The 24,538-nt window shown below is 39.5% G+C and carries 19 protein-coding genes, 1 tRNA gene and 2 pseudogenes; 7 read left to right on the top strand and 15 right to left on the bottom strand.

The window, feature by feature from the left end; genetic code table 11:
* Window positions 1–590: 590 nt before the first annotated feature.
* From FTV11_RS00910 to sdhC, 4 genes are read right to left on the bottom strand one after another with little or no spacing between them, the layout of a single operon-like run.
* On the bottom strand, window positions 591–1,298 hold the full coding sequence (locus FTV11_RS00910) for a succinate dehydrogenase iron-sulfur subunit (RefSeq protein ID WP_078189905.1): 708 nt from the start codon (window positions 1,296–1,298) through the stop codon (window positions 591–593).
* Between the two features lie 14 nt (window positions 1,299–1,312).
* Window positions 1,313–3,211 (bottom strand): succinate dehydrogenase flavoprotein subunit, encoded by a 1,899-nt coding sequence (gene sdhA, locus FTV11_RS00905; RefSeq protein WP_180011021.1) that lies wholly within the window; start codon window positions 3,209–3,211, stop codon window positions 1,313–1,315.
* Between the two features lie 12 nt (window positions 3,212–3,223).
* Window positions 3,224–3,589, bottom strand: a complete 366-nt coding sequence (gene sdhD, locus FTV11_RS00900) for a succinate dehydrogenase, hydrophobic membrane anchor protein (protein WP_078192992.1) — start codon at window positions 3,587–3,589, stop codon at window positions 3,224–3,226.
* Complete coding sequence (sdhC, locus tag FTV11_RS00895; RefSeq protein WP_078192993.1) at window positions 3,589–3,987, bottom strand: succinate dehydrogenase, cytochrome b556 subunit; 399 nt, start codon at window positions 3,985–3,987, stop codon at window positions 3,589–3,591. The genes sdhD and sdhC overlap by 1 nt, the downstream gene beginning before the upstream one ends.
* A gap of 1,027 nt (window positions 3,988–5,014) precedes the next feature.
* Between sdhC and gltA the strand changes: the two genes are divergently transcribed.
* Window positions 5,015–6,292 carry a citrate synthase gene (gltA, locus tag FTV11_RS00890; RefSeq protein WP_078189909.1) on the top strand — a complete coding sequence of 426 codons (1,278 nt, stop codon included), beginning with the start codon at window positions 5,015–5,017 and terminating at the stop codon, window positions 6,290–6,292.
* A 334-nt stretch (window positions 6,293–6,626) separates the two neighbouring features.
* Here the strand turns inward: gltA and FTV11_RS00885 are convergent.
* The 5 genes and pseudogenes from FTV11_RS00885 to FTV11_RS00865 form a co-directional block, all read right to left on the bottom strand.
* Window positions 6,627–8,267 (bottom strand): annotated as a pseudogene (locus tag FTV11_RS00885) (NAD(P)-binding domain-containing protein).
* Window positions 8,264–9,130: an SDR family NAD(P)-dependent oxidoreductase gene (locus tag FTV11_RS00880; RefSeq protein ID WP_180041852.1), complete on the bottom strand. Its 867-nt coding sequence runs from the start codon at window positions 9,128–9,130 to the stop codon at window positions 8,264–8,266. The pseudogene FTV11_RS00885 and the gene FTV11_RS00880 overlap by 4 nt, the downstream one beginning before the upstream one ends.
* A gap of 12 nt (window positions 9,131–9,142) precedes the next feature.
* Complete coding sequence (locus FTV11_RS00875) at window positions 9,143–10,000, bottom strand: metal-dependent hydrolase (RefSeq protein ID WP_180073226.1); 858 nt, start codon at window positions 9,998–10,000, stop codon at window positions 9,143–9,145.
* A gap of 338 nt (window positions 10,001–10,338) precedes the next feature.
* The gene (locus FTV11_RS00870; RefSeq protein ID WP_180026468.1) at window positions 10,339–11,775 is read right to left on the bottom strand and encodes a VWA domain-containing protein; all 1,437 of its coding nucleotides are present in this window, start codon (window positions 11,773–11,775) and stop codon (window positions 10,339–10,341) included.
* A complete protein-coding gene (locus FTV11_RS00865; RefSeq protein WP_180073244.1) occupies window positions 11,763–13,265 on the bottom strand; it encodes an AAA family ATPase in 1,503 nt (500 codons plus the stop codon). The genes FTV11_RS00870 and FTV11_RS00865 overlap by 13 nt, the downstream gene beginning before the upstream one ends.
* Before the next feature lie 165 nt (window positions 13,266–13,430).
* Here FTV11_RS00865 and FTV11_RS00860 point away from each other — a divergent pair, with 165 nt between their 5' ends.
* Together FTV11_RS00860 and FTV11_RS00855 are read left to right on the top strand one after the other, a co-directional pair.
* Complete coding sequence (locus tag FTV11_RS00860) at window positions 13,431–13,943, top strand: hypothetical protein (protein ID WP_180063458.1); 513 nt, start codon at window positions 13,431–13,433, stop codon at window positions 13,941–13,943.
* 374 nt (window positions 13,944–14,317) lie between these two features.
* Window positions 14,318–15,943: an NAD+ synthase gene (locus tag FTV11_RS00855; RefSeq protein WP_180007464.1), complete on the top strand. Its 1,626-nt coding sequence runs from the start codon at window positions 14,318–14,320 to the stop codon at window positions 15,941–15,943.
* A 266-nt stretch (window positions 15,944–16,209) separates the two neighbouring features.
* Here the strand turns inward: FTV11_RS00855 and FTV11_RS00850 are convergent.
* A tRNA-Met gene (locus tag FTV11_RS00850) sits at window positions 16,210–16,286 on the bottom strand.
* A 167-nt stretch (window positions 16,287–16,453) separates the two neighbouring features.
* On the opposite strand from FTV11_RS00850, the gene FTV11_RS00845 reads away from it, so the two are divergent.
* Together FTV11_RS00845 and FTV11_RS00840 are read left to right on the top strand one after the other, a co-directional pair.
* Window positions 16,454–16,870 (top strand): hypothetical protein, encoded by a 417-nt coding sequence (locus FTV11_RS00845; protein ID WP_180026471.1) that lies wholly within the window; start codon window positions 16,454–16,456, stop codon window positions 16,868–16,870.
* Window positions 16,871–17,161: 291 nt separating this feature from the next.
* Entirely contained in the window at window positions 17,162–17,602 is a 441-nt protein-coding gene (locus tag FTV11_RS00840) for a universal stress protein (protein WP_078189919.1), read from the top strand.
* Window positions 17,603–17,711: 109 nt separating this feature from the next.
* Here the strand turns inward: FTV11_RS00840 and FTV11_RS00835 are convergent, their stop codons facing one another.
* From FTV11_RS00835 to FTV11_RS00825, 3 genes and pseudogenes are all read right to left on the bottom strand, one after another.
* Complete coding sequence (locus FTV11_RS00835) at window positions 17,712–18,029, bottom strand: MGMT family protein (RefSeq protein ID WP_180011029.1); 318 nt, start codon at window positions 18,027–18,029, stop codon at window positions 17,712–17,714.
* Window positions 18,030–18,361: 332 nt separating this feature from the next.
* Window positions 18,362–18,794 (bottom strand): annotated as a pseudogene (locus tag FTV11_RS16990) (transposase); the annotation flags it as partial.
* 122 nt (window positions 18,795–18,916) lie between these two features.
* Window positions 18,917–20,416: a sodium:proton antiporter gene (locus tag FTV11_RS00825; RefSeq protein ID WP_180007461.1), complete on the bottom strand. Its 1,500-nt coding sequence runs from the start codon at window positions 20,414–20,416 to the stop codon at window positions 18,917–18,919.
* Between the two features lie 219 nt (window positions 20,417–20,635).
* Between FTV11_RS00825 and FTV11_RS00820 the strand changes: the two genes are divergently transcribed.
* Window positions 20,636–21,193, top strand: a complete 558-nt coding sequence (locus FTV11_RS00820) for a hypothetical protein (protein WP_180026473.1) — start codon at window positions 20,636–20,638, stop codon at window positions 21,191–21,193.
* 57 nt (window positions 21,194–21,250) lie between these two features.
* Here FTV11_RS00820 and FTV11_RS00815 read toward each other — a convergent pair whose 3' ends face one another.
* Both FTV11_RS00815 and FTV11_RS00810 read right to left on the bottom strand, forming a co-directional pair.
* Window positions 21,251–22,156 (bottom strand): neutral zinc metallopeptidase, encoded by a 906-nt coding sequence (locus tag FTV11_RS00815; protein WP_180049137.1) that lies wholly within the window; start codon window positions 22,154–22,156, stop codon window positions 21,251–21,253.
* Between the two features lie 46 nt (window positions 22,157–22,202).
* Window positions 22,203–23,129 carry a DUF808 domain-containing protein gene (locus tag FTV11_RS00810; protein WP_180007458.1) on the bottom strand — a complete coding sequence of 309 codons (927 nt, stop codon included), beginning with the start codon at window positions 23,127–23,129 and terminating at the stop codon, window positions 22,203–22,205.
* 202 nt (window positions 23,130–23,331) lie between these two features.
* Between FTV11_RS00810 and trpS the strand changes: the two genes are divergently transcribed.
* Window positions 23,332–24,345 (top strand): tryptophan--tRNA ligase, encoded by a 1,014-nt coding sequence (trpS, locus tag FTV11_RS00805; protein ID WP_180007457.1) that lies wholly within the window; start codon window positions 23,332–23,334, stop codon window positions 24,343–24,345.
* The last annotated feature ends 193 nt before the right edge of the window (window positions 24,346–24,538 follow it).

The following is a 24,538-nucleotide window of genomic DNA, read 5'->3' as shown; positions in this document are numbered from 1 at the left end:
ATCGGGCAATTTTTGCAAATCATCTTAGAAAAAATAAATTTTTCGCAATTATCTTTTCTAAAGCGACTTTATTAACATTTATATACCGTCTACAGCGCTTAAATTGTAGAAAAAATGTACCCAATTCAAAGTCATTTTTTACATATAGTGATACTTTAAATGCTAACACGTTCGAGCATTTTCAATTGATTTTTTTGACACATACCTCTCATAAATTAGCGAAATACACTGTTTGTATTTTCATCTATGATATGGTGCTACATATAAAATGATCTTTCAATTAAGACAAAAGTCTACGTTCGATTTTTACCTCATCTCATATACAAAAACAAAAGAGAGCTGACATTCCTATCCTCTCTCTTTTTACTACGTTACATAATAACATCTTCTAATCCTTTTGACAGACTTGAACGAGCGTTTCATCAATAAATAACCATTTATCTATCACTTTATACTTTTAATTCACTACGTTTCTATGAAATCCATTTATAGCACTCTGCAATGACAGCGAATAACTTTCACTATCATCATTTTTATATATGACAAAAAAAGCGCACCCAATGGTGCGCTTCTTTTTACTGCTAAATCTATTAACCAAGATCTAAAAGCATATTACGGATGTGACCGATTGCTTTAGTTGGGTTAAGACCCTTAGGACATACAGATACACAGTTCATGATACCTTTACAACGGAACAATGAGAATGGGTCGTCAAGACGAGCCAAACGCTCTTGAGTTGCTGTATCACGAGAGTCAATGATGAAGCGATATGCGTTCAACAATGCTGAAGGACCCAAGAACTTGTCTGGGTTCCACCAGAATGATGGACATGAAGTTGAACAACATGCACAAAGAATACATTCGTACAAACCATCTAAATGTTCACGCTCTTCAGGAGACTGCAAACGCTCTTTAGGAGGCGCAGGCTGATTGTTGATTAGGAACGGATGGATTTTATTGTACTGATCGTAGAACTGATTCATATCTACAACCAAGTCTTTAATAACTGGAAGACCTGGAAGTGGACGAATTGTAATCACTTCTGGTAAGTCGTTTAGGTTCCAAAGACACGCTAAACCATTTTTACCATTGATGTTTACACCATCAGAACCACAAATACCTTCACGACATGAACGACGGAATGTTAATGATTCGTCTTGTACTTTTAATGCTAGAAGCGCATCAAGCAACATACGGTGCTTGTCAGTCAACTCTAGTTTAAAAGTTTGCATGTACGGAGCTGCATCCTTATCAGGATCGTAGCGGTAGATATTAAATGTACGAGTACCTCTACTCATCTTACTTCTCCCAATTAGAATGTACGTGGTTTAGGTGGAATAGCATCTACAGATAAAGGCTTGTAACGTACTGGTTTGTACTCAAGACGGTTATCTACAGAGAACCATAAAGTGTGTTTCATCCACTCATCATCACGACGGCCGTATGGGTAGTCAGCATGATCAGGTGGTAATTCGAAATCTACCACTGTATGCGCACCACGACATTCTTTACGTGCAGCTGCAGAAATTAATGTCGCTTTTGCAACTTCATACAAGTTTTCAACTTCTAGAGCTTCAACACGTGCTGTGTTAAATACTTTAGATTTGTCTTTCAAATGAATGTTGCGTACACGTGGTTCGATCGCAAGAATCTGTTTCACACCTTCTTCAAGTAGTGCAGATGTACGGAATACACCAGCGTGGTCTTGAACGATGTCACGGATTGCATCAGCAACTTCTTGAGCATTTTCACCAGAAGTAGATTCATCAAGATGACGAACACGATTCAAAGTGTTTTCAAGAACAGTTGTAGGTAATGGAGCGTATTCATCACCGTGGTGTTTAGTTACGTAGTCAACAATATGTTCACCAGCAGCTTTACCAAATACAACCAAGTCAAGCAATGAGTTTGTACCTAGACGGTTTGCACCGTGTACAGATACACATGAACATTCACCGATTGCATAGAAACCTTTCACTGGTTTAGTGAAATCACGGTCACCCGCATTGTGTGAGTACACACCAGTTTCTTTATTGTAGTTCGCAACCAAAGCTTCAGTTTCACGAGATACAGGAACAACCACTTGACCATGAATATTTGTAGGAATACCACCCATTTGGTAATGGATTGTAGGTACTACAGGAATTGGCTCTTTAGTGATGTCAACGTTCGCGAATTTCTTACCAATCTCAAATACAGATGGAAGACGTTTCATGATTGTTTCAGCACCAAGATGCGTCATATCAAGCAAGATGTAGTCTTTCTTAGGACCACAGCCACGACCTTCTTTAATTTCTTGGTCCATTGAACGTGATACGAAGTCACGAGGTGCCAAGTCTTTAAGTGTCGGAGCATAACGTTCCATGAACGGCTCACCAGCATCGTTACGAAGGATCGCACCTTCACCACGACAACCTTCTGTCAACAATACGCCTGCGCCCGCAACACCTGTTGGGTGGAATTGCCAGAATTCCATATCTTGCAATGGAATACCTGCACGAGCTGCCATACCAAGACCGTCACCAGTATTGATATAAGCGTTAGTAGATGCACGGTAAACACGACCAGCACCACCAGTAGCGAACAATGTTGCTTTACCTTGGAATACTGCAATTTTACCTGTTTCTTGGTCAATTGCTGTCACACCAAGCACATCACCCTCTTCATTACGGATCAAATCAAGTGCGATCCATTCAACGAAGAATTGAGTACCCATTTTCACGTTGCTTTGATAAAGCGTGTGAAGAAGTGCGTGACCTGTACGATCGGCAGCAGCACATGCACGTGGAACTGGTTTTTCACCATAGTTCGCAGCATGACCACCAAACGGACGTTGGTAAATTGTACCGTCAGCATTACGGTCGAATGGCATACCTAGGTGTTCAAGCTCATATACAACTTGAGGCGCTTCACGAGTCATAAACTCAATTGCGTCTTGGTCACCTAACCAGTCAGAACCTTTAACTGTATCGTAGAAGTGGTAGTGCCAGTTATCTTCTTGCATGTTACCAAGAGATGCACCAATACCACCCTGCGCTGCAACAGTGTGTGAACGAGTTGGGAATACTTTAGTCAGTACAGCAACTTTCAAACCAGCTTGAGCAAGTTGGTAAGAAGCACGCATACCTGAACCACCACCACCAACGATGACTGCATCGAAAGTTAGGTGTGGAATATTTGTGTAATCTTCTTTAGGGGTTATAGCGCCCATGATATTTTCCTATCAATTTGCCCAAAAAATCTGGATCGCCCAGATCGCGTATGCAAATACTGCAACAATCACTGCAGAAGTCAGCACTAAACGCAGACCGTTTGCTGAAGGACCCATTTGACGAGTAGTCACATAGTCAGTGAATACTTGCCACATACCAATCCAAGCATGCGCAACAAGAGATAAGACAGACAATAAAGACATAATCTTCATTGGTGTTGTCATCATAAAGCCATACCATTGCTCAAAAGTGAATCCGCTATTGCAAAGGATCCAGCCCAGTACAACAATAGTATAAACAGCCAATACAACGGCACTTACACGCTGGATAAACCAATCGCGAGAACCTGATCCTGTTAAACCTGTAGCACTTTTCATTAGAGAACAATCCATACAAATGCTGCAACAATACCGATTGCAGACAAGATCAATGAAATAGTAGCTGCGATACGACCACTTTGAAGTTCTTCAGCAACGCCAAGATCTGCAAATAGATGCTTGATACCACCGATAAGGTGATAAATTAAGCCGGCTACAAATACCCATACGACAAAACGCACAATAAAGCTATCAAACACAGCTTGAACTTGCGCAAAACCTTCAGGTGAAGATAAAGATTTGTCTAAAATCCAAAGAAGGACCGGTACGAGTAAAAATACGATAACACCTGATAGACGGTGTAAAATTGATGCAATAGCCACAGGGGATTTTAAGTTTACGTCTAAAACTTGACCCATGGACAAATTGACAGGTCTGTTGCTTTTCACAGCGGGCATCCTGTAAGTAAAAACTCCATCCGGAGTTTGTTGGAATTAATTCGTAGGAAAGCTAGCATAGTCAGACATTACAATATAATAAACTCTGCAGCTGTCTGATCTTATAAACGACAGGGAATTATAAAACGTGAACTTTCAAAACACAAACGAAGACAATTAGGAATTTTGCAAAATATCCTTAAATAAGAATCATTAACAATAACTTTTCTAAAAAAAAATACCTTATTTATCTAAGAAAATCATACTATGTTGTTGGTTTTAATCAGTTAAATGTAAATTTAACTTATTGTTTTTGTGTGTATATAGCGATTTAAACTTTTAGACTAAAGATGAACAAATCTAAATCTTTCTTTTCCCACTACATTTTAAAATCTTCCAACACATTCGCCAAGCCATAATCATAAAAATAAATGTGCATCATTTTCTCAAATGATAAAACTGAAAGATCATGAAACGAAATAAGAACTTAGTCTGTGCATAAAAATCTCAACAACAGCAAATCTGTTTAATAAAACGCCATTTTTTACCTTTCAAATGACAAAAATGATCATTTATTAAGCTTTTAAAGGCGTTTAATTAACTATTTTTTAACCAAACGAACTTTTTTTTAAGTACGATTAAGTCGTTTTAATTATGAATAAGAAAAAAGCAATTTAGAGCCACAGATGTGTGTAAGTTACGAAAATTATAATAATTTAATGAAATAGCGGTCTTGTAATTCATATTTGTTTCAGAGTTTTTAAGAATTAAAAATTGCTTACAATTAAGGCAATAGGCTTTTTTTAATCTGCACCTCCCCTGCAAATTGACTTATTATACTGCGTCGGCACTGTGATTTTACTCATTTTTTAAGCGGATGAATTGTGCTTCATTTCAAGGAATGATCCTCAATTTATATCCATAAGTATAATTGACAAAATTTCAGTTCCCTCTAATCTTAGAGCAAATTTTTGATCCGTCTGATTCTCGCATTAAAAGATTAGTACTGAGTCAGATAAAACATTCACCAGGACAGGAGATCTATTGAATGTCTGAAGCAACTGGCAAAAAAGCCGTTTTACAGCTTGATGGCAAAGAAATTGACTTACCAATTTACAGTGGCACTCTAGGCCCAGATGTAATTGACGTTAAAGATGTGTTGGCCGCAGGTCACTTTACTTTTGATCCTGGTTTTGTCTCAACGGCTGCTTGTGAATCTAAAATCACTTTCATTGACGGCGGTAAAGGTGTTCTTCTACACCGTGGCTACCCAATCGACCAGCTTGCTACTAAAGCAGACTACTTAGAAACTTGCTACCTTCTTTTGAACGGCGAGCTTCCTACTGCTGAACAAAAACAAGAATTCGATGCTAAAGTTCGTAACCACACTATGGTTCACGATCAAGTTGGCCGTTTCTTCAATGGTTTCCGTCGTGACGCTCACCCTATGGCGATCATGTGTGGTGTTGTTGGTGCGCTTTCTGCGTTCTATCACAACGGTTTCGATGTTGAAAACATTGATCACCGCGAAATCACTGCTATTCGCTTAATCGCTAAAGTTCCTACTTTAGCTGCTTGGACTTACAAATACACAGTAGGCCAACCATTCGTTTACCCACGTAACGACTTAAGCTACGCAGAAAACTTCTTGTACATGATGTTTGCTACTCCTGCAGACCGTGATTACAAAGTTGACCCTATTCTTGCTAAAGCAATGGACCGTATCTTCACGCTTCATGCTGACCACGAACAAAACGCGTCTACTTCTACAGTACGTCTTGCTGGTTCTACTGGCGCTAACCCATACGCATGTATCGCTGCGGGTATCGCGGCTCTATGGGGACCTGCTCACGGCGGCGCGAACGAAGCTGTTCTTAAGATGCTTGATGAAATCGGCACTGTAGAAAACGTTGCTCCGTTCATGGAAAAAGTGAAAACTAAAGAAGTTAAACTTATGGGCTTCGGTCACCGAGTTTACAAAAACTTCGATCCACGTGCGAAAGTAATGAAAGAGACTTGTGACGAAGTGTTAACTGCACTTGGTATCAACGATCCACAACTTGCTTTGGCTATGGAACTTGAACGTATTGCGCTTTCTGACGAATACTTCATCAAACGTAACCTATACCCTAACGTAGACTTCTACTCAGGTATCATCCTTAAAGCGATTGGTATCCCAACAGAAATGTTTACTGTAATCTTCGCTCTTGCACGTACTGTTGGTTGGATCAGCCACTGGTTAGAAATGCACAGCGCACCTTACAAAATCGGTCGTCCTCGTCAGCTTTACACTGGCGAAACTCAACGCGATATCCAAGGTCGTTAATTCGAAAGAATTGTGCGAATCTAAAAACCGTCCCTTTGGGGCGGTTTTTTTATGCAACTAGATTTATTTTGCGCTATTAAACACCCCCATCTGACTGAATTTTCCAACTCAATCATTAGATAAAACGATGCCTCACAAGCTATAAAGTATGGTGTTTATTGCTGAGTGTATTTTAAATCGCCATTTTCTAGAAAATCTCACACTGTTTCATCAGATATCGTCATAAAAAAAGCCCAATGCCACGTAGAAATTAGGCTGTAAACAAAAGGTTTAAATATTGATGATGCTTCATTTTGGCTTATCGAGTTAAGCGACATTTATTAAACCAAAGTCTCTAAGCAACAGTCTCATAATCTGCCAAATCCACATGTTTAAGACGCTGCTTTAACTGTTTCAGTGACCACGGCCAAGCTGCAAAATTGCGCCCATTGGCATCTAAGTAATAGCTCTTACAGCCGCCACTATTAAAGACTGTCGTCTGTAGATGTGTCTGCACTTTTGCATTGTGATAGGCCAATACATTTGGCTTAATTTCAAGCCGTTGTATCTTCTCTTATTTCATTTTTACCAAGGCATCGACGATATACCCAACCTGTGCTTCTGCAATCCCAATGAATGAGTCATAAACCAAAATATTTGGCCCGAGCACCAAGAAGGCATTAGGTACTTGCGCGATACTGGTACCCAAAAACGCTTCAGGAGAACTGTTTTTCCAAAGTTCTGACAATAACTCCCCTTTGGCATTTTTTACACGTTGTCCAATCGGCGGATGAGAAACTTCAAAACCTGTGCCCCAAATAATGACATCGACTTCATGACGTTCACCATTCGCAGCAATAACAGTATTACCTTCTATTTCAACTAAACCATGTGGTACAAGTTCGACATTGGCTTGCTGCAAAGCAGGATAATAGTTATTGGCAAATAAAAGACGCTTACAACCAATAGAAAAGTTTGGTGTAACTTTTTCACGTAATTCAGCATCTTGAATTTGTGTTTTTAACAACTGACGACCCAAATAATTCACAGGCTCTAAAAGCGAAGGATTACGTAGTCCTAAATTAATACCATTTAATATACCGGCCACACTTTTGCGCCAAGTTTCTTGAACAGAGGGAAAGCGTGTAATCATGCCTTTCGCACGGTCATTCAGTGGTAAATCTGCTTTTGGTAATACCCATGGCGCAGTCCGTTGAAACACCACCACATTTTTGGCAATAGGTTGAATCTGAGGAATAAACTGAATCGCAGATGCTCCCGTACCTATCACTGCAATACGTTTCTCTTTTAAGTCATAGGCATGGTTCCATCGCGCAGAATGGAACATTTCACCTTCAAAGCTTTCAATACCTTTAATTTTTGGAATTTGAGGTTCAGTAATCGGCCCAGTGGAAAAAATTACCGTTCTCGCCGCATACTTACCTTTGCTCGTCTCCAATTGCCATTGCTTTAATTCCTCATTCCATTCCGCTGCAATCAATTCACAGTTGAACTGAATGTTACGATAAAGCCCATGCTGCTCTGCCACATCCTCTAAGTAGTTCAGAATCTCAGGTTGCTTGGCAAATAAATGACTCCATTTATGACTCGGCGCAAATGAAAAAGAATACAACGCCGAAGGAACATCACATCCACAACCTGGATAGGTGTTGTCGCGCCATGTTCCTCCCACGCGATTGGCTTTTTCTAAAACCACATAATCGGTATAACCCCGTTCATTCATTTGATGAGCAGCAGCTAAACCTGATATCCCCGCACCAATCACGATGGTATCGTAGACACGCACTTGATTTTCTACGCTTGGTTTTTCTAGGCTAGGCTCTGACTCTGATTGGTCTTGTACTGCTTTTTTTGCTTTGGCAGAAGACGTTACAGGACGACGTGCATTAGTTTGCGTTGTTGCCTTTTTAGTTTGAATTTTCTCTTGATCTAATGCTTTTACATCTTCGTCATGTAATTGTGTCGGCATATTCATGCTTTTGCTCCCGACTTTTTAATATAGTTGTTAAATAAGGGATAACCCACCCCCAATAAGCGGGTATAGGTTTGCGGGGATAGACGCTTTAACCACCAAAATAATTTGGCATCAGGTTGCGGAATGGTATACAACTTCCCTGCATCTAAATTATTCAATGTCAAATCGACGACATCGTGGCTCGTCGTAAATGCATGATTCATCAGCAGTTGATCAGCTAAGCCTGAATATCGATTGGGCAAGCGTCCATTCTTCATGATATTGGTCGGCACCAAGGTTGGGCACAGTACATTCACACGGATATTTGCCGATCTGAGCTCTGCCGATAAAGTTTCAGACAATGCCAACACACTCGACTTCGTCACGTTATATGCTGTCATTTCTGGTGCAGCGGTATATGCCGCAGCAGAAGCAACATTAATAATCGCGCCGCCTTGCTTATTTTGTTTCAACTTGGGTACAAAATAATGGCAGCCATGCACCACACCCCACAAATTGACATGCATGCACCACTGCCAGTCGTCTAAACTCAGTTCATCAAATTTACCACCCAGCCCGACGCCTGCATTGTTGATCACCAAGGTCACAGCATGCCCCATCAACTGCTCAGCTTGCTCTGACAGTGCTTTAACTTCTTCAGCCTTACCGACATCACACTGCACTGCATATGCGTTTGATGAGGTCATGGATTGAATTTGATCTACCGTTTCTTGCGCTGCTTCTAAATGAATATCGGCACAGACCACTGTCCCACCACGACGTGCCAACTCCAAAGCGAAACTTCGCCCAATACCACTGCCTGCACCGGTGACCACCGCATAGCCATTTTCACTTGGCTTGTTCTTTTTCCCAAATAGACCCATGGTTGTGTCCTTTTATCGTTTTAATGCTGGGGTAAATTCTTTGACAAAATAAGGTGTCAATACGCCATCAACAGGGTTCAACAAACGCTTTTTGTAATATTCAAGAAACGCAGAAGTATCATGATCATTCGGGTGAAAACTTGGTCGTAAATAGTCAAAAATATGCCCGAGGCTGCTACCATAGACACCATCTTTTAAACCAAAAATCAGTTGGAAACTGCGCGGAACATCTTTCCAGTAGCTTAGGCTAATCAAGTTCGACGGTTTTCTGTAAAACGGTACAATCGAAGCGCCTATCGAAATCAAACCCAAAATGGTAATTAATGCAGGGAAAAAGCCAGCAATACGTAAAGCATAATTACCTGATAATTCTTGATAAACATCATAGGCAATGTCTTTGTGTTCAGACTCTTCCAACATATGCCACATCCAAATAGCGCGCTGCTTTTCATCTATTGAATTAAAAAAGATTTCTTCATGATTCATCATGTATTCCGCAAGCACTGCGGTGAAATGCTCAATTGCTGCCATTAAGGATAACTTCATTGGCTGTGGCATACGTTCAAAACCATAGGCAAAGACGTAGTGTTCTAACTTTCTAAAAAATTGCACAGGCAGATTTCTTGCGCGATACGCTTCATTCATTTCTTCATGCATACGTGAATGAATAGCCTCTTGCCCAATCAACGACGTGACACGTTGTCTTAATACAGGATCTTGAATAAAGTCGCGATGATATCGAGCAGTATCAATCACCAAATCTTCGCCACGGGTTAAGAAAATAGATAAAGATGCAAAATAGGCACTGGCCAATTCTGCATTCATATAAAATTTTGGATCAATTTTTTCTGGTTCGAAATCAAATTTCATATGACGAATAGGAACAACGGCAGACTGTTTTGTTGGGTCAAAGACAGGGCCTGCAAATACGCGTGCTAAAGTTTTTTTATCGGTTGAAAAGCGCTCATGATTTTGCTCTCAATTTGGGTGTTTACCGTTCATTGACTTCATGTCGATTAAAGTAAAAACACATAGATTGAGGATCAAATTAAGTGAGATAGATCACTAGGCCATTAGCAAAACCGACCTCTAGATTTGCAAAAATGCTCAAATATTTTCTTTGTCAGACAATCTTTAAAACATCAATGCTGTATGGCTCAAAAGCTTGTCATTAAAGGTCATGGCGTATTTTTTGTGAGGGACGATTATTAGATTTTTTGCACTTCGCCAGTCACAGATTGATAGACCCATTGATGATCAAACAGGCTGTCATCTAAATGATCTAGTTTAAAATTACCGATAGCCACAGCATAGAATCCATTGCCCTGCTGCTTAAAATGTGTGATCTCTTGCATGAGTTCTTCAGTCAGTTGACCCATTATAAAGTCGGAAATTACCACCACATCGGCATGTACAAAATTCGGTTGTTTCAACATGTCCACGGCATGATTCATCGCAGGGATAATATCGGTTCCCCCATGAAATGACTGCCCTAAAAAGTGAATGACATCATCCAAAGCACTGTTACTCTGTAAATTCAGCGCGGTTAAATTGGTCGAGAAATTTACCAAACACATCGCTCGCTTTTCTTTTAACGCTCGAATGGATAAATATAGACAAATCGCTTTGGAAATCAGTTCAGGTTGCCCATTCATTGAGCCACTAGTATCTAAGCAAACAATCATCGGGCCTTTTTGTCCGACTCGATGCTGCGTATGGCGTTGGTCTTCAATCACCCGTCCCTGTTGCTGACCTTGTCGATTAAAACTCATCAAATTAGATTCTAAATATTTCAAATCAAATAAAACTTGCAAGTCTGGATCGGCTAATAGCGCCAACTCGCTAGGTAAAGCCATACTGAGTTCTTGTGCCAATTTAATTCCAGTAATTTCCTCTTGCGCCATCGGGGTGTGAATAAGCTGCAGTGGTTCTTGTTCTAACTGCGCAGAAATCCGCTTACGTGGCATATTCGGCTGTGCGCTTCCGATCATTTGACATAAACGTTTAAGCGCCCGATCTTGCTCGAGATAATTCGCCCATTGCTCAAAGTTCTGTACATCATGCTCAGTTAATTGCCCTTTGGAATAGTCTAGAAAAATCCCAGTTTCAAACCCGACACTGTCATGGTGCTTGACCATTTTCGACAATGTCGCAAGAAAATCTTTGATTTCATCTAAAAAGGCATCTCGTTGTAACCTGAGCTGCTCAAACTCCCAATGCGCAATGGCTTCGGTCAATTTACGCTGCCATTTGCCTTTAAATAGCTCTATTTGTAATTGACGCTGCTGCTTGGTCAGCAATGGCTGTTGGCTCTGTTGCCACATTTCAGTGAATTCTGGAATCCCTAAGGTTTGCATGAAGGCGGCATATTCAGTGTGGAATTGAACAAAATCACCCTGCTCCCAATGCTTTAACGCAAGCCAATATTCCAATTGCTGCTGCGCCACTGCATAGGGATGCTGCTGATCTAAACTCGATTTTGCCTGAAAGGCCCATTCCTGAATTTTTTGATCGAGCTTTTTTGCAACTTTATGATCTTCCAACCAATGTTTTAAACTGGATTGTTTTAATTCATCATATAGTTGTGAACTTAATTCATCGAGTGCCGATTGAGTTTGATGTCGTGTCAGTTTTAATTGCGACATAACTGTTCCAAGCGCTCACAATCTTGTAACTGCAACTGATATCTCGCCAATTGCTGCTCAATAGATTGAATTAATTGTTGAATATCCTGTTCAGTGACAAAGACCGATTTAAACTGATGTTTTTGACTGTTAAAGCGTTCCGTCAACAGATCCAATTCTGTTTGAAACAGTGCTTTGAGCTGTTGAACTTCGTGTAACAGCTCATATTGGCTTTGTGCTGAAAGAGAGCTGCGTGGACTACCTTTGGTATGTTTTATATACGGCGTCACCACTTCTTCTAAGCCGTAATAACCACCTTTTAACGTACATACTCTTGAACCATTAAAATTACATACGATGCCACGCACTTCTTCACCAGTATCATCTAAGGCAAAGAAGTCCTTTTTCGTATCCATTTTATCCAGTTCGAGATACAACACTTTATCTTTATAGTGTCGATCTAGATTAGTCACTGCACGCAAGTAGTCAATGCCATGAATTAAATAACTCTCATACACATCATCGGTATAATAAAAATGATTGAGCACCCGCTGTTCAAGTGCATCCTTCTCTGCCACATGCTGTTCGAATTGCAAACCGTAATTTAAGCCATTTTCAGCCAATACTTCATCTATCTGCTGCGATACAAAACCAATGTCTTCAGGCTGATTCCACAAGCAATGTTTTAAAATCAATAGATCACTCAAAATCACCGATGGACGATCATTTAAAAAAGCACAGGCTTTGACTAAATAAGCCACACGCTGCCAACGACGGTCAGAGACATAGACCACGTGGTCTTCAAAGTTATGATTGAGTCGTGTTTTAAGTTGATCAAATAGATTTAAAATCGATTCGGGTAAATCCACCTGATAAATCTGTTCCCGCCAATCTTGTAACTCTGCTTTTGTTATTTTTAAAGTTGCATCGACTTCAACACTGACTTGACTCGGCTTGGCCTGTAATAGTGCATGAAAGTTTTTTGCAACAGCAATCGGCGGCACTTCTAAACGCAAAATAAAACGATCATACAATGCATCTAGACCTTGATTTGATTCGGGAATTTCATTCGATGCACTAACCAAAACATTCAATGGAACTTTTTGGACAATGTCACCATTTTTAAAACTCCGCTCATTCACCAAGGTCAGTAAAGTATTTAAAATCGCAGGGCTGGCTTTCCAAATTTCATCTAAAAAAGCAAAATCTGCCCGTGGTAAATAATGTTCTGTTTTACGAATATATTGATCTTCTTTTAAGGCTTTAATTGATACTGGGCCAAAAATTTCTTCCGGCGTACTGAAACGATTCATCAAATATTCAAAGTAGTCATGGACTTCAAAAGCTGAGGCAATTCGACGTGAAATCAAACTTTTTGCTGTGCCAGGCAAACCATATAAAAAGGTATTCATGCCCGCAACACCAGCCAACAAACTCAAAGCAATAATCTGCTCACGTTCATACATATTTTTGCTGATTTCAGAAATTAAAGTATTGATCCGTGCTTGCATCTGACTATCTGTTTGACCGAAAGCTAAATTGTAACGCCCTAACCGATTTTTCGCTGTAGCAGATGCAAAAATATCGCTCTTTAAATACAGCGCAACAGCGTGATATTGTATTTTCAGGTTATAGTAAAACTGCACATCCCTTTAGAGCTTTAGACACCTTTCATCATGTTGCCTTTCTTTCACACGCTCATCCGACTATTAAAACTTGAAGGTTTTAAATATCGATCTCTCACGGCAGGTGAAATATCCATGTGTCGGAGTGTGTTTGGGGATTTGATTCAATATGAGCAAGTGAAAGTGATGAATCACCCTTTTTTGCCTTGGCAATCGGCGCATGTGGTCATGGCGCCTCAGGGGTATATCCATGCACGAAATTTACTGTTTAAAGCGGACTATGCCAAAGCGTCTTTAGGATATCGTGCCCTGTTTATTCATGAGATGGCCCATGTTTATCAATACCAGCAGCAGATCAATGTTTTGGGTCGAGGCGCTGTGTTACAGATGGCGTATTTCTTCAGTTTTAAAAAATATAATCCTTACCGCTATACCCTCAAACCACACAAGGCATTTTTTGACTACAACATTGAGCAACAAGGTGACATTGCTCGTGACATCTATTTAAAGCGAATTAAAAATATTATTTTATATCCAGAACTTGTTCATCAAATTGAGCTGTAAAGCGTCAATGCTCTTTGACGAATATTTATAGATAAATTGAATATCGCCAGATCATTCTATTTCACGCTATTGCTCGACCATTGACGCTATTTTAAGTACAAAAAAACAGCATTAATATTTACTTTATGGCACATAAGCTCAGCTAGGCTTTTAAAAGCTATGAATACCTCTAGTATCTCGCTTAAATTCAGATAAAATAGGCTCACCTTATTTTTTTGCTTTGCATCAAAACAAGTGAATTATCATACGATGATGGTGTTTTGTTTTCGCCTTTCGGCAGTATTTTTCGTATCTAAATACACTCGCTGAATAATCACAATAATACAAATCAGTGTGTTAAGTGTATTCACCTATAGGAATAGGATTTAGTTGGAATGAATAGTTTTAAAATTGCACTTGCTCAGTTCTCTCCGCATATTGGTAACCTAGAATCAAACGCAGCAAAAATGCTTCAACAAGCCAATGTTGCAAAAGAACAGAACGCAGATATTATTGTTTTTCCGGAACTTTCTACAGTTGGTTATCCTGCTGAAGATTTATTATTACGTCCAAGTTTAAATAAACGTACACAGCAAGCTTTTGAACAATTAGCGAGCATTAAGGACATCGTTTTAGTCTTTGGTTTTGTAAATCAAACTGAAGATGGTCAGCGCTATAACTCTGCTGCTGTCATGAAAAATGGTCAAGTTCTCGGGATTTACAATAAACAAAATCTTCCAAACTATAGCGTTTTTGATGAAAAACGTTATTTCAGTGAAGGTCATCAACACCTAGTCTTTGAATATTTAGGTCATAAGTTTGGTGTGTTGATTTGCGAAGATGTTTGGGCTTTACCAACTGTTCAACAGCTTGCTCAGTTAAATGTTGAAACCGCTTTGGTGTTGAATGCTTCACCTTATGAAGTTGGTAAACCACAGCATCGCATTGAAACCATGGCTGCATTGACCAAACAATTGAACATCAATTTGGTTTACTGCAACCAAGTCGGCGGTCAAGACGACCTTGTCTTTGATGGCACAAGCTTTGTGATGAACAATTCAGGTGAAGTTGCATTGCAAGCACCGAGTTTTGTTGAAGATCTATATATCGCAGAATACGATGCTGAACAAAAAGCCTTTAAAACAGGTGCAATCACGCCTGTATTAAATACCATGGCTGAAATCTACCAAAGCCTTGTGATCGCAACACGTGACTACGTACAACGTTCAGGCTTCCCTGGCGTGATTTTAGGTCTATCTGGTGGTATTGACTCAGCATTAACTTTAGCGATTGCTGCCGATGCGATTGGCGCCGATAAAGTTCAAGCGGTCATGATGCCATATACCTATACCGCGCAAATCAGCGTTGAAGATGCTGCTGAACAAGCCAAGAATATGGGCGTAACTTTTGGTATTGCCGAAATCAATCCAATTGTGAATGGCTTTATGCAAACCTTATTCCCTTTCTTTGGCGATGCACCGACTGATGCGACTGAAGAAAACCTACAAGCGCGTTCTCGTGGTACGTTGCTAATGGCCTTATCGAACAAGTTCGGCAATTTAGTCCTTTCTACAGGGAACAAGTCTGAATTATCTGTTGGCTACTGTACATTGTACGGTGACATGGTCGGTGGCTTTGCGGTTCTTAAAGACGTCTATAAAACGATTGTATTTGAACTAGCAAAATACCGTAACAGCATTTCAGAAACACCAGTGATCCCTGAACGTGTAATTACTCGTCCACCTTCTGCGGAACTTCGTCCAGATCAGAAAGACCAAGACTCATTACCTGAATATGATGTATTAGATGCCATCTTATATGCGTATATCGAAGAAGACATGAGCCAAGATGACATCATTGCCAAAGGTTTTGATGCTGAAGTGGTGAAAAAAGTCATCCGTTTGGTTGATCTAAACGAATACAAACGTCGCCAAGGCGCGATCGGTCCACGTATTAGCTCACGTGCATTTAGCCGTGAACGACGCTACCCAATCGTGAATGGTTGGAAACCGGGTATCTAATTACTCAATTCAAATCAAAAAAGCCCAGTTCTATAACTGGGCTTTTTTATAGGCGCAAAAAACACAGCAGTAAATATAAAAAGTAATTGAGATGTGTATTTCAAAAGTTAGGACATCAATTCATAACATCAAAGATTTGAGTTCTCTTTTATTTCTACATTAACATCGTGAACAGATCATTTTATTAGTGCTGTAATTATTTCAATCTATTTGACTTTTTCTAGGCACAAAAAAAGAGACCAAGCTGAGAGCTTGGTCTATAAAAATGGTGGCTATGACGAGACTTGAACTTGTGACCCCCGCATTATGAGTGCGGTGCTCTAACCAACTGAGCTACATAGCCGTAAACTGTGGTGGCATTATCTAGATTTCACACATTATCGTCAAGCATTTTTGTTTGCAATTGTTCAGAGTTTAAACAAGCAAAGTTCAAGATGTTACTATTTAAGCAAATTATGCTATTTTTAGCCCTATTTACTATATTTTTTGATTAAAAATTAGAGTTTTATCATGCAATTCAATTCGATAAAAAAAGCCTGTCTGACCCTCAGCCTTGCCGTCATGACCTTAACGGGCTGCCAAATCGTCTCACCTATTTTTGTTGACTATAATGGTGTGCGACGTGATGTGGCGACTTGGATTAATAAACAGCCTTTACTGAGCATGCAACAAAAGCGCAGCATGGCTCAACTTAGCCGAGCACAGCAGCCTATCATTCGTCTCGACTTCAATGATCAGGAGAAATTAGTCAGTGTTGCTCGCGCCAATGAAGCTGCAATGTATTGTGCCAATCAGTATTTATCAGCTCAACAGATTCAACGCCTACAGAAACAGATCTTTCCTGAAGATACTTTGCATAAATTAAGCTTGCTTGAGCAACAAGCGTTGCATATTACCCTGACAGAGCAAGAGAAACGGTGTGATTGAAAATATGTCTGCTGTTGGATGAATTATCTAGGCTCAATTTTTCAGCACCAAATTGTCTTACAATCTAGACATAGCTGCTTACATTATTGAGCATTTTTGCTATCGCTAAGCATGGTGAAGACAAGTCCATATTTTTGCAATATTTTTATTACAAAATTCACAATATCCTTATGAATTTACTTGGTTTTATTCCAAAATAAAAAAGCGTATGATGAAACTATGATCAATGTAATAGCGCTTTTTTTCAGGTTTTTCCATCCAAATTCAATTGATCAGATAAGGAGAAATAAGATGGCTTTAAATAATATTTTAGTTCCAGTGGACGGTTCAGAAACTTCTTATGCTGCGGTGGCTAAAGCTGTCGAGTTTGCAAAAACTTTTGGCAGTAAAATTACTGTGGTTCAAGTACTGACGCTCGATCCATATATTGCTGCAGAGTATATTTCAGCAGCGCAAACCAATGATTTAATTGAACGTGCTCGTGCATCGATTTTAAATACACTTGAAGAAGCAAAAGCGAAATTTTCAACTGAAGGTGTCACTGTTGAAACTCGCTTACTTGAAGGTCAAGTGGTGCATACTGAACTGGTTAAAGCTGCAGAAGAAACACATGCGGACTTGATTATTATTGGTTCACATGGCCGTACAGGGATCAAAAAATTCTTCTTGGGCAGCGTAGCTCAAAGCGTACTAGGTGCTTCAGACATTCCTGTTTTGGTTGTACGCAAATAAGCCATTAGATTTATAGCGTGAAATAAAAAGCCTTCTGATCCTAGAGGGCTTTTTATTGACTACTTCATCAATTATAAAATTATAATTCTATGTTTAAGGCAAGGATTTTTTAGGGTAACCATTGATATTGTTTCAATGAGATGCGTCCATTCACCACAAAGACATTTTCAGCTGCCAATTTCAATTGCTGGATATTTTCACCTTTTTCATTGCAACGCTGCGTGCTGATTTTTCCCTGAGCATTCACCACCCGATGCCATGGGATCGTTGATGTTGTATCTAGATGCTTTAGTACATAGCCAACCAGTCGTGCATGTTTCGGTAAACCCGCTAATTTGGCAATTTGTCCGTAAGTGGCAATCTTCGCCTGCGGTATCAATTGAATGACCGACAAAATTTGCGTTGCCAATTCATCACTCTGCTTCATCTGATCTCCTTTGAGCCGCATAAAAAAGAGAACCCGAAGGTTCTCTTTGATTAATACTTAATTTTGACAGATTAGTACAGTAATTGGTTGTGATCGATTAGATCTTGTAAAGTCACATCGGTATTTTTCAAAGTGAGTAATTCAACTTTATCGACACATTTGGGCTATGACAACCATTTGTATAAATATCGCCCCTTGGTAGAGAGCGCATTTATGCAATTAAAAACATGGCGAGATATCGTATTTCTTATGCAAAAAGACAGCGTCATTTAAAGCAGAACTTCAAATAAACTTTATCATGATGTGACTAAAAGCTTCATGACGGCACACCTTACACGTCGGACTGTCTTTAAGAATTCATTTCTTCCCAAAGCCACAGTTTTTTGTCTTTTCATGGTTTCGCATTTTTTCTTTGAGGAATGACTAGAGTGCTTATAAATCTGAAATGATATGCCTACAGCATTTTGTGTCATATGCGCCATCGGTATAGCTAGAATTCATTGGCTCACTAGGTGAAATTTATGCAAGTAAGTTTTCTAGTACTTATGAACTGCTGACATTGTTGTCATGAGCTGAATTGTCCATGTTTGCAATGTTTTCAGCATCTATACCAATACGAAGTTTACGCCATTGTCGTCGACCTTCAGACTGATGTTTATTAGGTTTCGATTCACCTTCAGCTAATAACTTCAAACCTATAGAGTCAACAAGTAGATGTAGTCCATCAGAACTTTTTTGATAGCTAATCGCAATATCAATATGTTTTTATCTCCTGCTGAATGACCAGTCATAATTTCCCACATTTTGCTGTTTCATGATGGAACACAGCTAGAAATAAAAAAAGGAAATGCTCAAGCATTTCCTTTTTTTAAATCGAACAAAGCAATTTAGAAGTTTTCGGGATTTTCTAATCGACGAACTTCTTGCACTTTCTCTGGATTATGTACAGCAGCAACACCATCATCCGCTTTGGTATCTATTAATGCTTCTGGGTTATATACCGTGATGGTTTCATTACCATGTATATCTTCGCCCACGATATATTGGAAACCCTTTTTATTCATTTTATGGCACATTCTTTGATACCAACCTTTGAAACCTTTGGTTTCTTCATTCGGGTTGTAATAAAAAGCATTCATCACAGCGGGTAAACCTAGGCCACACACGAGGCCCGACATTAAGACTGCAATAAATGTATATCCAATCAAAATACTGCTGTATTCACTGAGTTCAGGAATATTGGCAACAGCAAGGATTAAGGCCAATGAAATACCGCCACGAACCCCACCCCACGATAAGATGGCAAGGCTACCGTTGTAACTTTTTTTGCGGAAACTTGGGAAGAATGCAAAAGATAAATAGTTTGCTGCAAAGCGCGATGCATGCAAAATGATAAACGCCACCATACCGCCTAAAATTAAGCTGATACTTAAATCTAAGATAAATAACTCGAGACCGATCAGGGTAAATAAGAAGGAATTGATGATTCCTTCCACGGTATGCCAGAAATGGTTCACTTCCCTGATTTCTCGGTCTTGGAGGATTTCTTTCCATTTATTCCCAACGATCAGACCACCAATAACACATGCAATTGGTGCAGATGCATGTGCGAATAAAGCGACTAGATATGAACCACTTGCCAATAATGCTGTGGTTAAAATCAAGGACTCCATTTCATGTTTACCGCGGAGTAAACGTAAAATCCCTAAACCAAATGCCCAACCAATAATGACTGCAACAACAATTTCATATAACAGTGTTTCAAGCGTACCAATGACGGTAAAATGTTCACCTTGCAAAACATTGAGTAAAGTCATAAACACAGCAATACACATGGCATCATTAAAGAGCGATTCGCCTTCTAATTTCACCATCAAATGATGTGGGGCACGTACAGAACTTAATACACCTTTAACCCCAATTGGGTCAGTCGCACCTAAAGCAGCGCCTAATAATAACAACACCAATAAATCAACATGATGACCAATTAAGAACTGATAACCATATAAAGCAACACCAAAAAACACCGCACAAAGCACCAAGGCAATACTGGCCAAAATACTGATCGGCTTCCAATGTAAACGTAAATCTGAAACTTTAAATTTCAAGGCTGAAGAGGTCAAAATAAAACAAATCACGCCATTAATTAAAAAGTCATAAAAGTCGATATGACGAACTGCCTCTTCAATATTGTGCAAATTAATCGTCACAAATTGATTGCCATTGAGTAAACTCGCACCCCATTGCAAAATAAAGACAAAAATTGCAGAAACAATGGGAACACCTATGGCTTGTGGAAAAGCCAAGATACGTTTATTAAAAATGGTGGTTGCAATCGAAAGTGCAAAAATAACGGTAAAAACCTGTAGAAAAAAATAATTTCCCATTTCGTTCCCAATTTTGGTGCTGTGTCGCCTACAGAGTGAGATATAGGTATTTTAAAAATAAATACTAAATTATTTGGTATTTAAAAATAAAATATTTTAACGAATTTTATCTAAATACCGTGTATAAATTCAGTTTTTTTCACATCTTTTATCAAGATCATTTAACATAGCAAGCCTGCATCGATTTTATGCATTTTTATCCTCTAATTTATTTCTCCTATGCATCAGACCATTAAAACTATTTTTCGACTCTTTTTTGCTGCTGTGATCTTTATCATTACTGCAGCGCTGATCCTGACTTGTTTTAGCAAGACACAGGAAATTTTACGTGCTGAGCACTATTTTAGTCAGGCAAAAAAGGTTTCACTGGATTCAACACCCAAAGAACAATTGGTTTTGGTCTCCAATAATGAATCACCCGATCGTGCGATTTTTATCATGCTGGCGAATAATGGTTATCTTGCCAAACTGAATTGTGAAAACTATGCACAAGATATTTGTCTCGATGAATTTAATCAGCAACACACCCGACAAATTCAACACCTCGATTTACTGAAAATCGGACAATTTCAATATATCCAAAATGTGAGTTTCACCAATAGCCGCACTGGACAAAAACAACAATTACGCTATAGCGATGCCCAATTAAAACAGTTCTATCAAAACGATATTTCAGGCCTTAAATATACTGTTTTTGGCGTGGCTTTATTCGCATTTGCCGCATTGTATGTCAGCTATCGTATTGTTCGAAACTTTAAATCATTTCTTAATAAATAAGTTTCAATCTATTTTTCAATGAAAAAAAGAGGATGTTTGCATCCTCCTTTTTTTGTTTTAAATGGCTTGGTTAAAGGTATCACAGCTATTGATATTGCCTGATTTCAACCCTGTCTGGAACCATTTCATACGTTGTTCACTGGTGCCGTGCGTGAAGCTATCTGAGACCACTTGCCCAGTTGCACTTTTCTGTAAATAGTCATCACCAATCTTATGTGCAGCGTCCATCGCTTCTTCTACATCACCCTGCTCTAAAAATTGGGTACGCTGTTGATTATGATGCGCCCAAATACCCGCAAAGCAGTCTGCTTGTAGTTCTTGCATGACCGAATAACGATTACCTTCAGCTTTAGACGCTTGCGCACGCGCCTGCTGAACTTGCTCAGAAATACCTAAAATCGTTTGGATATGATGTCCAACTTCATGGGCAACCACATAGGCTTGCGCAAAATCACCCGCCTGATCTTGACGACTCAATTCAGTTTGATTTTGTTCACCCGTGATGCCCATTTGCGTACGCATATCTTTAAAGAATGCAGTATCAATATAGACCTTCTGATCTGCTGGGCAATAAAACGGCCCCATTGCAGCTTGTGCTGTACCACAACCCGAGTTGACCACACCATTAAACATGACCAATTTAGGCGCTTTATACTGGGCATTTAACTGTTCTTGGAAGACTTTAGTCCATGTATCTTCCGTATCGGCCAAAACCGTTCCAACAAAATCCATCGCTTCTTGTTGTTCAGGTGTTGGATTATCCAAACCTTTGACTTCAGCCGTTTGACCCTGTGAAGTCACTTGTTTAGTCGCCTGATAAGCTTGCTGCGGATCTACACCAAAAAACTTCCACGCAACAAATGCTACAACCAAACCGAGAATACTGATACCACCCGCTTTTGCACCGCCACCACCGCGACGGTCTTCTACGTTTGAACTAACTCTTCGACCTTTCCAGCGCATAGTGATCTTCCTTATATAAAATAGTTGATATCCGTGCGTTTACAGATTAATCCTTTTGCGACTTTGGCCATACTTTTTGAACTAAAGACACGACGCACAGCACGATTAAACCTGCAATAAAACCTGTCACTAAATTGATTAAAGTCGGTGTTAATGCACCCACAATACTGCCAACTGTAGGAATATGTTCTGCATAATCCACAGAGCCTTCAATAAAATGGTGTAGCAGAGGCACACCATGGGTAATGATGCCACCACCCACTAAAAACATGGCAATCGTACCTACAATGGTTAATGTCTTCATCAACTTAGGTGCAAATGCTAACAAACCTTGTCCAACGGTCTTTTTAAATTGTGATGCTTGTTGCGTGAGATAAAGTCCTAAGTCATCAATTTTGACAATCATCGCGACAAAACCATAAACACCAACGGTCATTATAATTGCAATCACCGAAAGCACCATGACCTTAGTCCCAAATGCCGCAGTTGCAACCGTACCCAATGAAATCACCACAATTTCAGCAGATAAAATAAAATCGGTCCGGATGGCACCTTTGACTTTTTCTTTTTCAAAAGTCACCAAATCCGTTTCAATATGGGTCATCTCTTCACGAGCAACTTCTTCTGTTTTGGCTTTTTTATGATGCAAACTATGCAGGACTTTTTCCACACCCTCATAGCACAAAAACAAACCACCAATCATCAAAAGCGGTGTAATCAGCCAAGGTGCAACCACACTGATCAATAAAGCAGCCGGAACCAAAATTAATTTATTAACAAAAGATCCTTTGGCGACAGACCAAACGACAGGAAGTTCACGATCGGAACGGACACCACTGACTTGTTGTGCATTCAGTGCTAAATCATCTCCAAGGACACCCGCTGTTTTTTTGGCTGCCATCTTACTCATCACAGCAACGTCATCCAACACAGTTGCAATATCATCAAGTAAGATTAATAAGCTACTCGCCATTATTTTTATCCTTTAGGCATTTTTTAATATTCTAATTCTATTTAACGCTAAAATTGTATTTAGTTTTTTAATAATTAACAAAATATTCACCCATTTTTCAGTCAATTGTGCTGTGTCAGTAACAATCAAAAATAGAATGCCGTACAATGGGGACATTCTTTGAAAATCAGCCGTAGCTTTGACTACCACTTTGGAACAGATAATGAGTACTCAAGATAATCGTCCAGTGATTTTGACTGGCGACCGTCCGACTGGACAATTACATTTAGGTCATTTTGTAGGTTCTTTACGTTCACGTGTAGGTTTACAAGATTCGCATCATCAACATCTCCTTTTAGCTGATGCTCAAGCCTTAACTGATAATGCCGATAACTTCGAAAAAGTTCGTCGCAATATTATTGAAGTCGCAACCGATTATCTTGCTGTAGGAATTGACCCAACCAAAACCACGATTTGCGTTCAATCATGCTTACCAGCATTGAATGAATTGACCATGTTGTATTTGAACTTTGTGACGGTTTCTCGCTTAGAGCGTAATCCCACCATCAAATCTGAGATTCAAATGCGTGGATTTGAGCGTGATATTCCTGCAGGTTTCTTATGCTATCCAGTGGCTCAAGCTGCCGATATTACAGCGTTTAAAGCATCTGTCGTTCCAGTGGGCGAAGACCAAATTCCAATGATTGAACAAACCAACGAAATTGTTCGTCGTTTAAACCGTCAAATTGGTCGTGACGTACTTCCTGAATGTAAAGCTTTACTCTCTAATGTAGGCCGCTTACCAGGTTTTGATGGTAAAGCAAAAATGTCTAAATCTTTGGGCAATACCATTGTGCTTGACGCGACTGATAAAGATATCAAAAAAGCCGTAAACGCAATGTATACCGATCCAAATCATTTACGTATTGAAGATCCAGGTCAAGTGGAAGGTAACGTGGTATTTACTTACCTTGATGCATTCGACCCAGATAAAGATGCTGTTGCGGAACTGAAAGAACACTATCGTCGTGGTGGCCTAGGCGATGGTACGGTGAAAAAGCGTCTTGAAGGTGTGCTAAAAGAGCTCATCGGCCCGATCCGTGAACGCCGTTTAGAATTGCAAAAAGATCCTGACTACATCATGGATATTTTAAAAACCGGTACCGATAAATGCCGTGATATTACCCAACAAACGTTGGATGAGATTAAATCTGGACTGGGTGTATTCCACTTCTAAATTTAAAAAATTCCATAAAATTAAGCCTTTCCAATGTGAAAGGCTTTTTTATAGGCACTTTTTGTGAAAGTATTCACAAAATCTCCTTAGTTTTAACGTTAGGTAACATCACTTAACGTGAACACCAATGAAATGACTGACCGTTCACTCTATTATCTATTTATGTTTTAGGAATACCTAAATTCATAACATT

Source organism: Acinetobacter sp. YH12231 (genome assembly GCF_013417755.1).
Taxonomy (GTDB): Bacteria; Pseudomonadota; Gammaproteobacteria; order Pseudomonadales; family Moraxellaceae; genus Acinetobacter; species Acinetobacter amyesii.
This window is presented reverse-complemented; position numbering and strand designations above follow the sequence as displayed.

Coding starts and splice junctions, on each gene's coding strand:
- sdhA (WP_180011021.1), bottom strand. CDS start 3,211: ATGGGCGCTATAACCCCTAAAGAAGATTACACAAATATTCCACACCTA.
- FTV11_RS00835 (WP_180011029.1), bottom strand. CDS start 18,029: ATGAAGCAGAGTGATGAATTGGCAACGCAAATTTTGTCGGTCATTCAA.
- FTV11_RS00815 (WP_180049137.1), bottom strand. CDS start 22,156: ATGCGCTGGAAAGGTCGAAGAGTTAGTTCAAACGTAGAAGACCGTCGC.
- FTV11_RS00825 (WP_180007461.1), bottom strand. CDS start 20,416: ATGGGAAATTATTTTTTTCTACAGGTTTTTACCGTTATTTTTGCACTT.
- FTV11_RS00855 (WP_180007464.1), top strand. CDS start 14,318: ATGAATAGTTTTAAAATTGCACTTGCTCAGTTCTCTCCGCATATTGGT.
- FTV11_RS00810 (WP_180007458.1), bottom strand. CDS start 23,129: ATGGCGAGTAGCTTATTAATCTTACTTGATGATATTGCAACTGTGTTG.
- FTV11_RS00845 (WP_180026471.1), top strand. CDS start 16,454: ATGCAATTCAATTCGATAAAAAAAGCCTGTCTGACCCTCAGCCTTGCC.
- FTV11_RS00870 (WP_180026468.1), bottom strand. CDS start 11,775: ATGTCGCAATTAAAACTGACACGACATCAAACTCAATCGGCACTCGAT.
- sdhC (WP_078192993.1), bottom strand. CDS start 3,987: ATGCCCGCTGTGAAAAGCAACAGACCTGTCAATTTGTCCATGGGTCAA.
- FTV11_RS00910 (WP_078189905.1), bottom strand. CDS start 1,298: ATGAGTAGAGGTACTCGTACATTTAATATCTACCGCTACGATCCTGAT.
- FTV11_RS00860 (WP_180063458.1), top strand. CDS start 13,431: ATGTTGCCTTTCTTTCACACGCTCATCCGACTATTAAAACTTGAAGGT.
- FTV11_RS00875 (WP_180073226.1), bottom strand. CDS start 10,000: ATGAAATTTGATTTCGAACCAGAAAAAATTGATCCAAAATTTTATATG.
- FTV11_RS00820 (WP_180026473.1), top strand. CDS start 20,636: ATGCATCAGACCATTAAAACTATTTTTCGACTCTTTTTTGCTGCTGTG.
- FTV11_RS00840 (WP_078189919.1), top strand. CDS start 17,162: ATGGCTTTAAATAATATTTTAGTTCCAGTGGACGGTTCAGAAACTTCT.
- FTV11_RS00865 (WP_180073244.1), bottom strand. CDS start 13,265: ATGCAAGCACGGATCAATACTTTAATTTCTGAAATCAGCAAAAATATG.
- trpS (WP_180007457.1), top strand. CDS start 23,332: ATGAGTACTCAAGATAATCGTCCAGTGATTTTGACTGGCGACCGTCCG.
- sdhD (WP_078192992.1), bottom strand. CDS start 3,589: ATGAAAAGTGCTACAGGTTTAACAGGATCAGGTTCTCGCGATTGGTTT.
- gltA (WP_078189909.1), top strand. CDS start 5,015: ATGTCTGAAGCAACTGGCAAAAAAGCCGTTTTACAGCTTGATGGCAAA.
- FTV11_RS00880 (WP_180041852.1), bottom strand. CDS start 9,130: ATGGGTCTATTTGGGAAAAAGAACAAGCCAAGTGAAAATGGCTATGCG.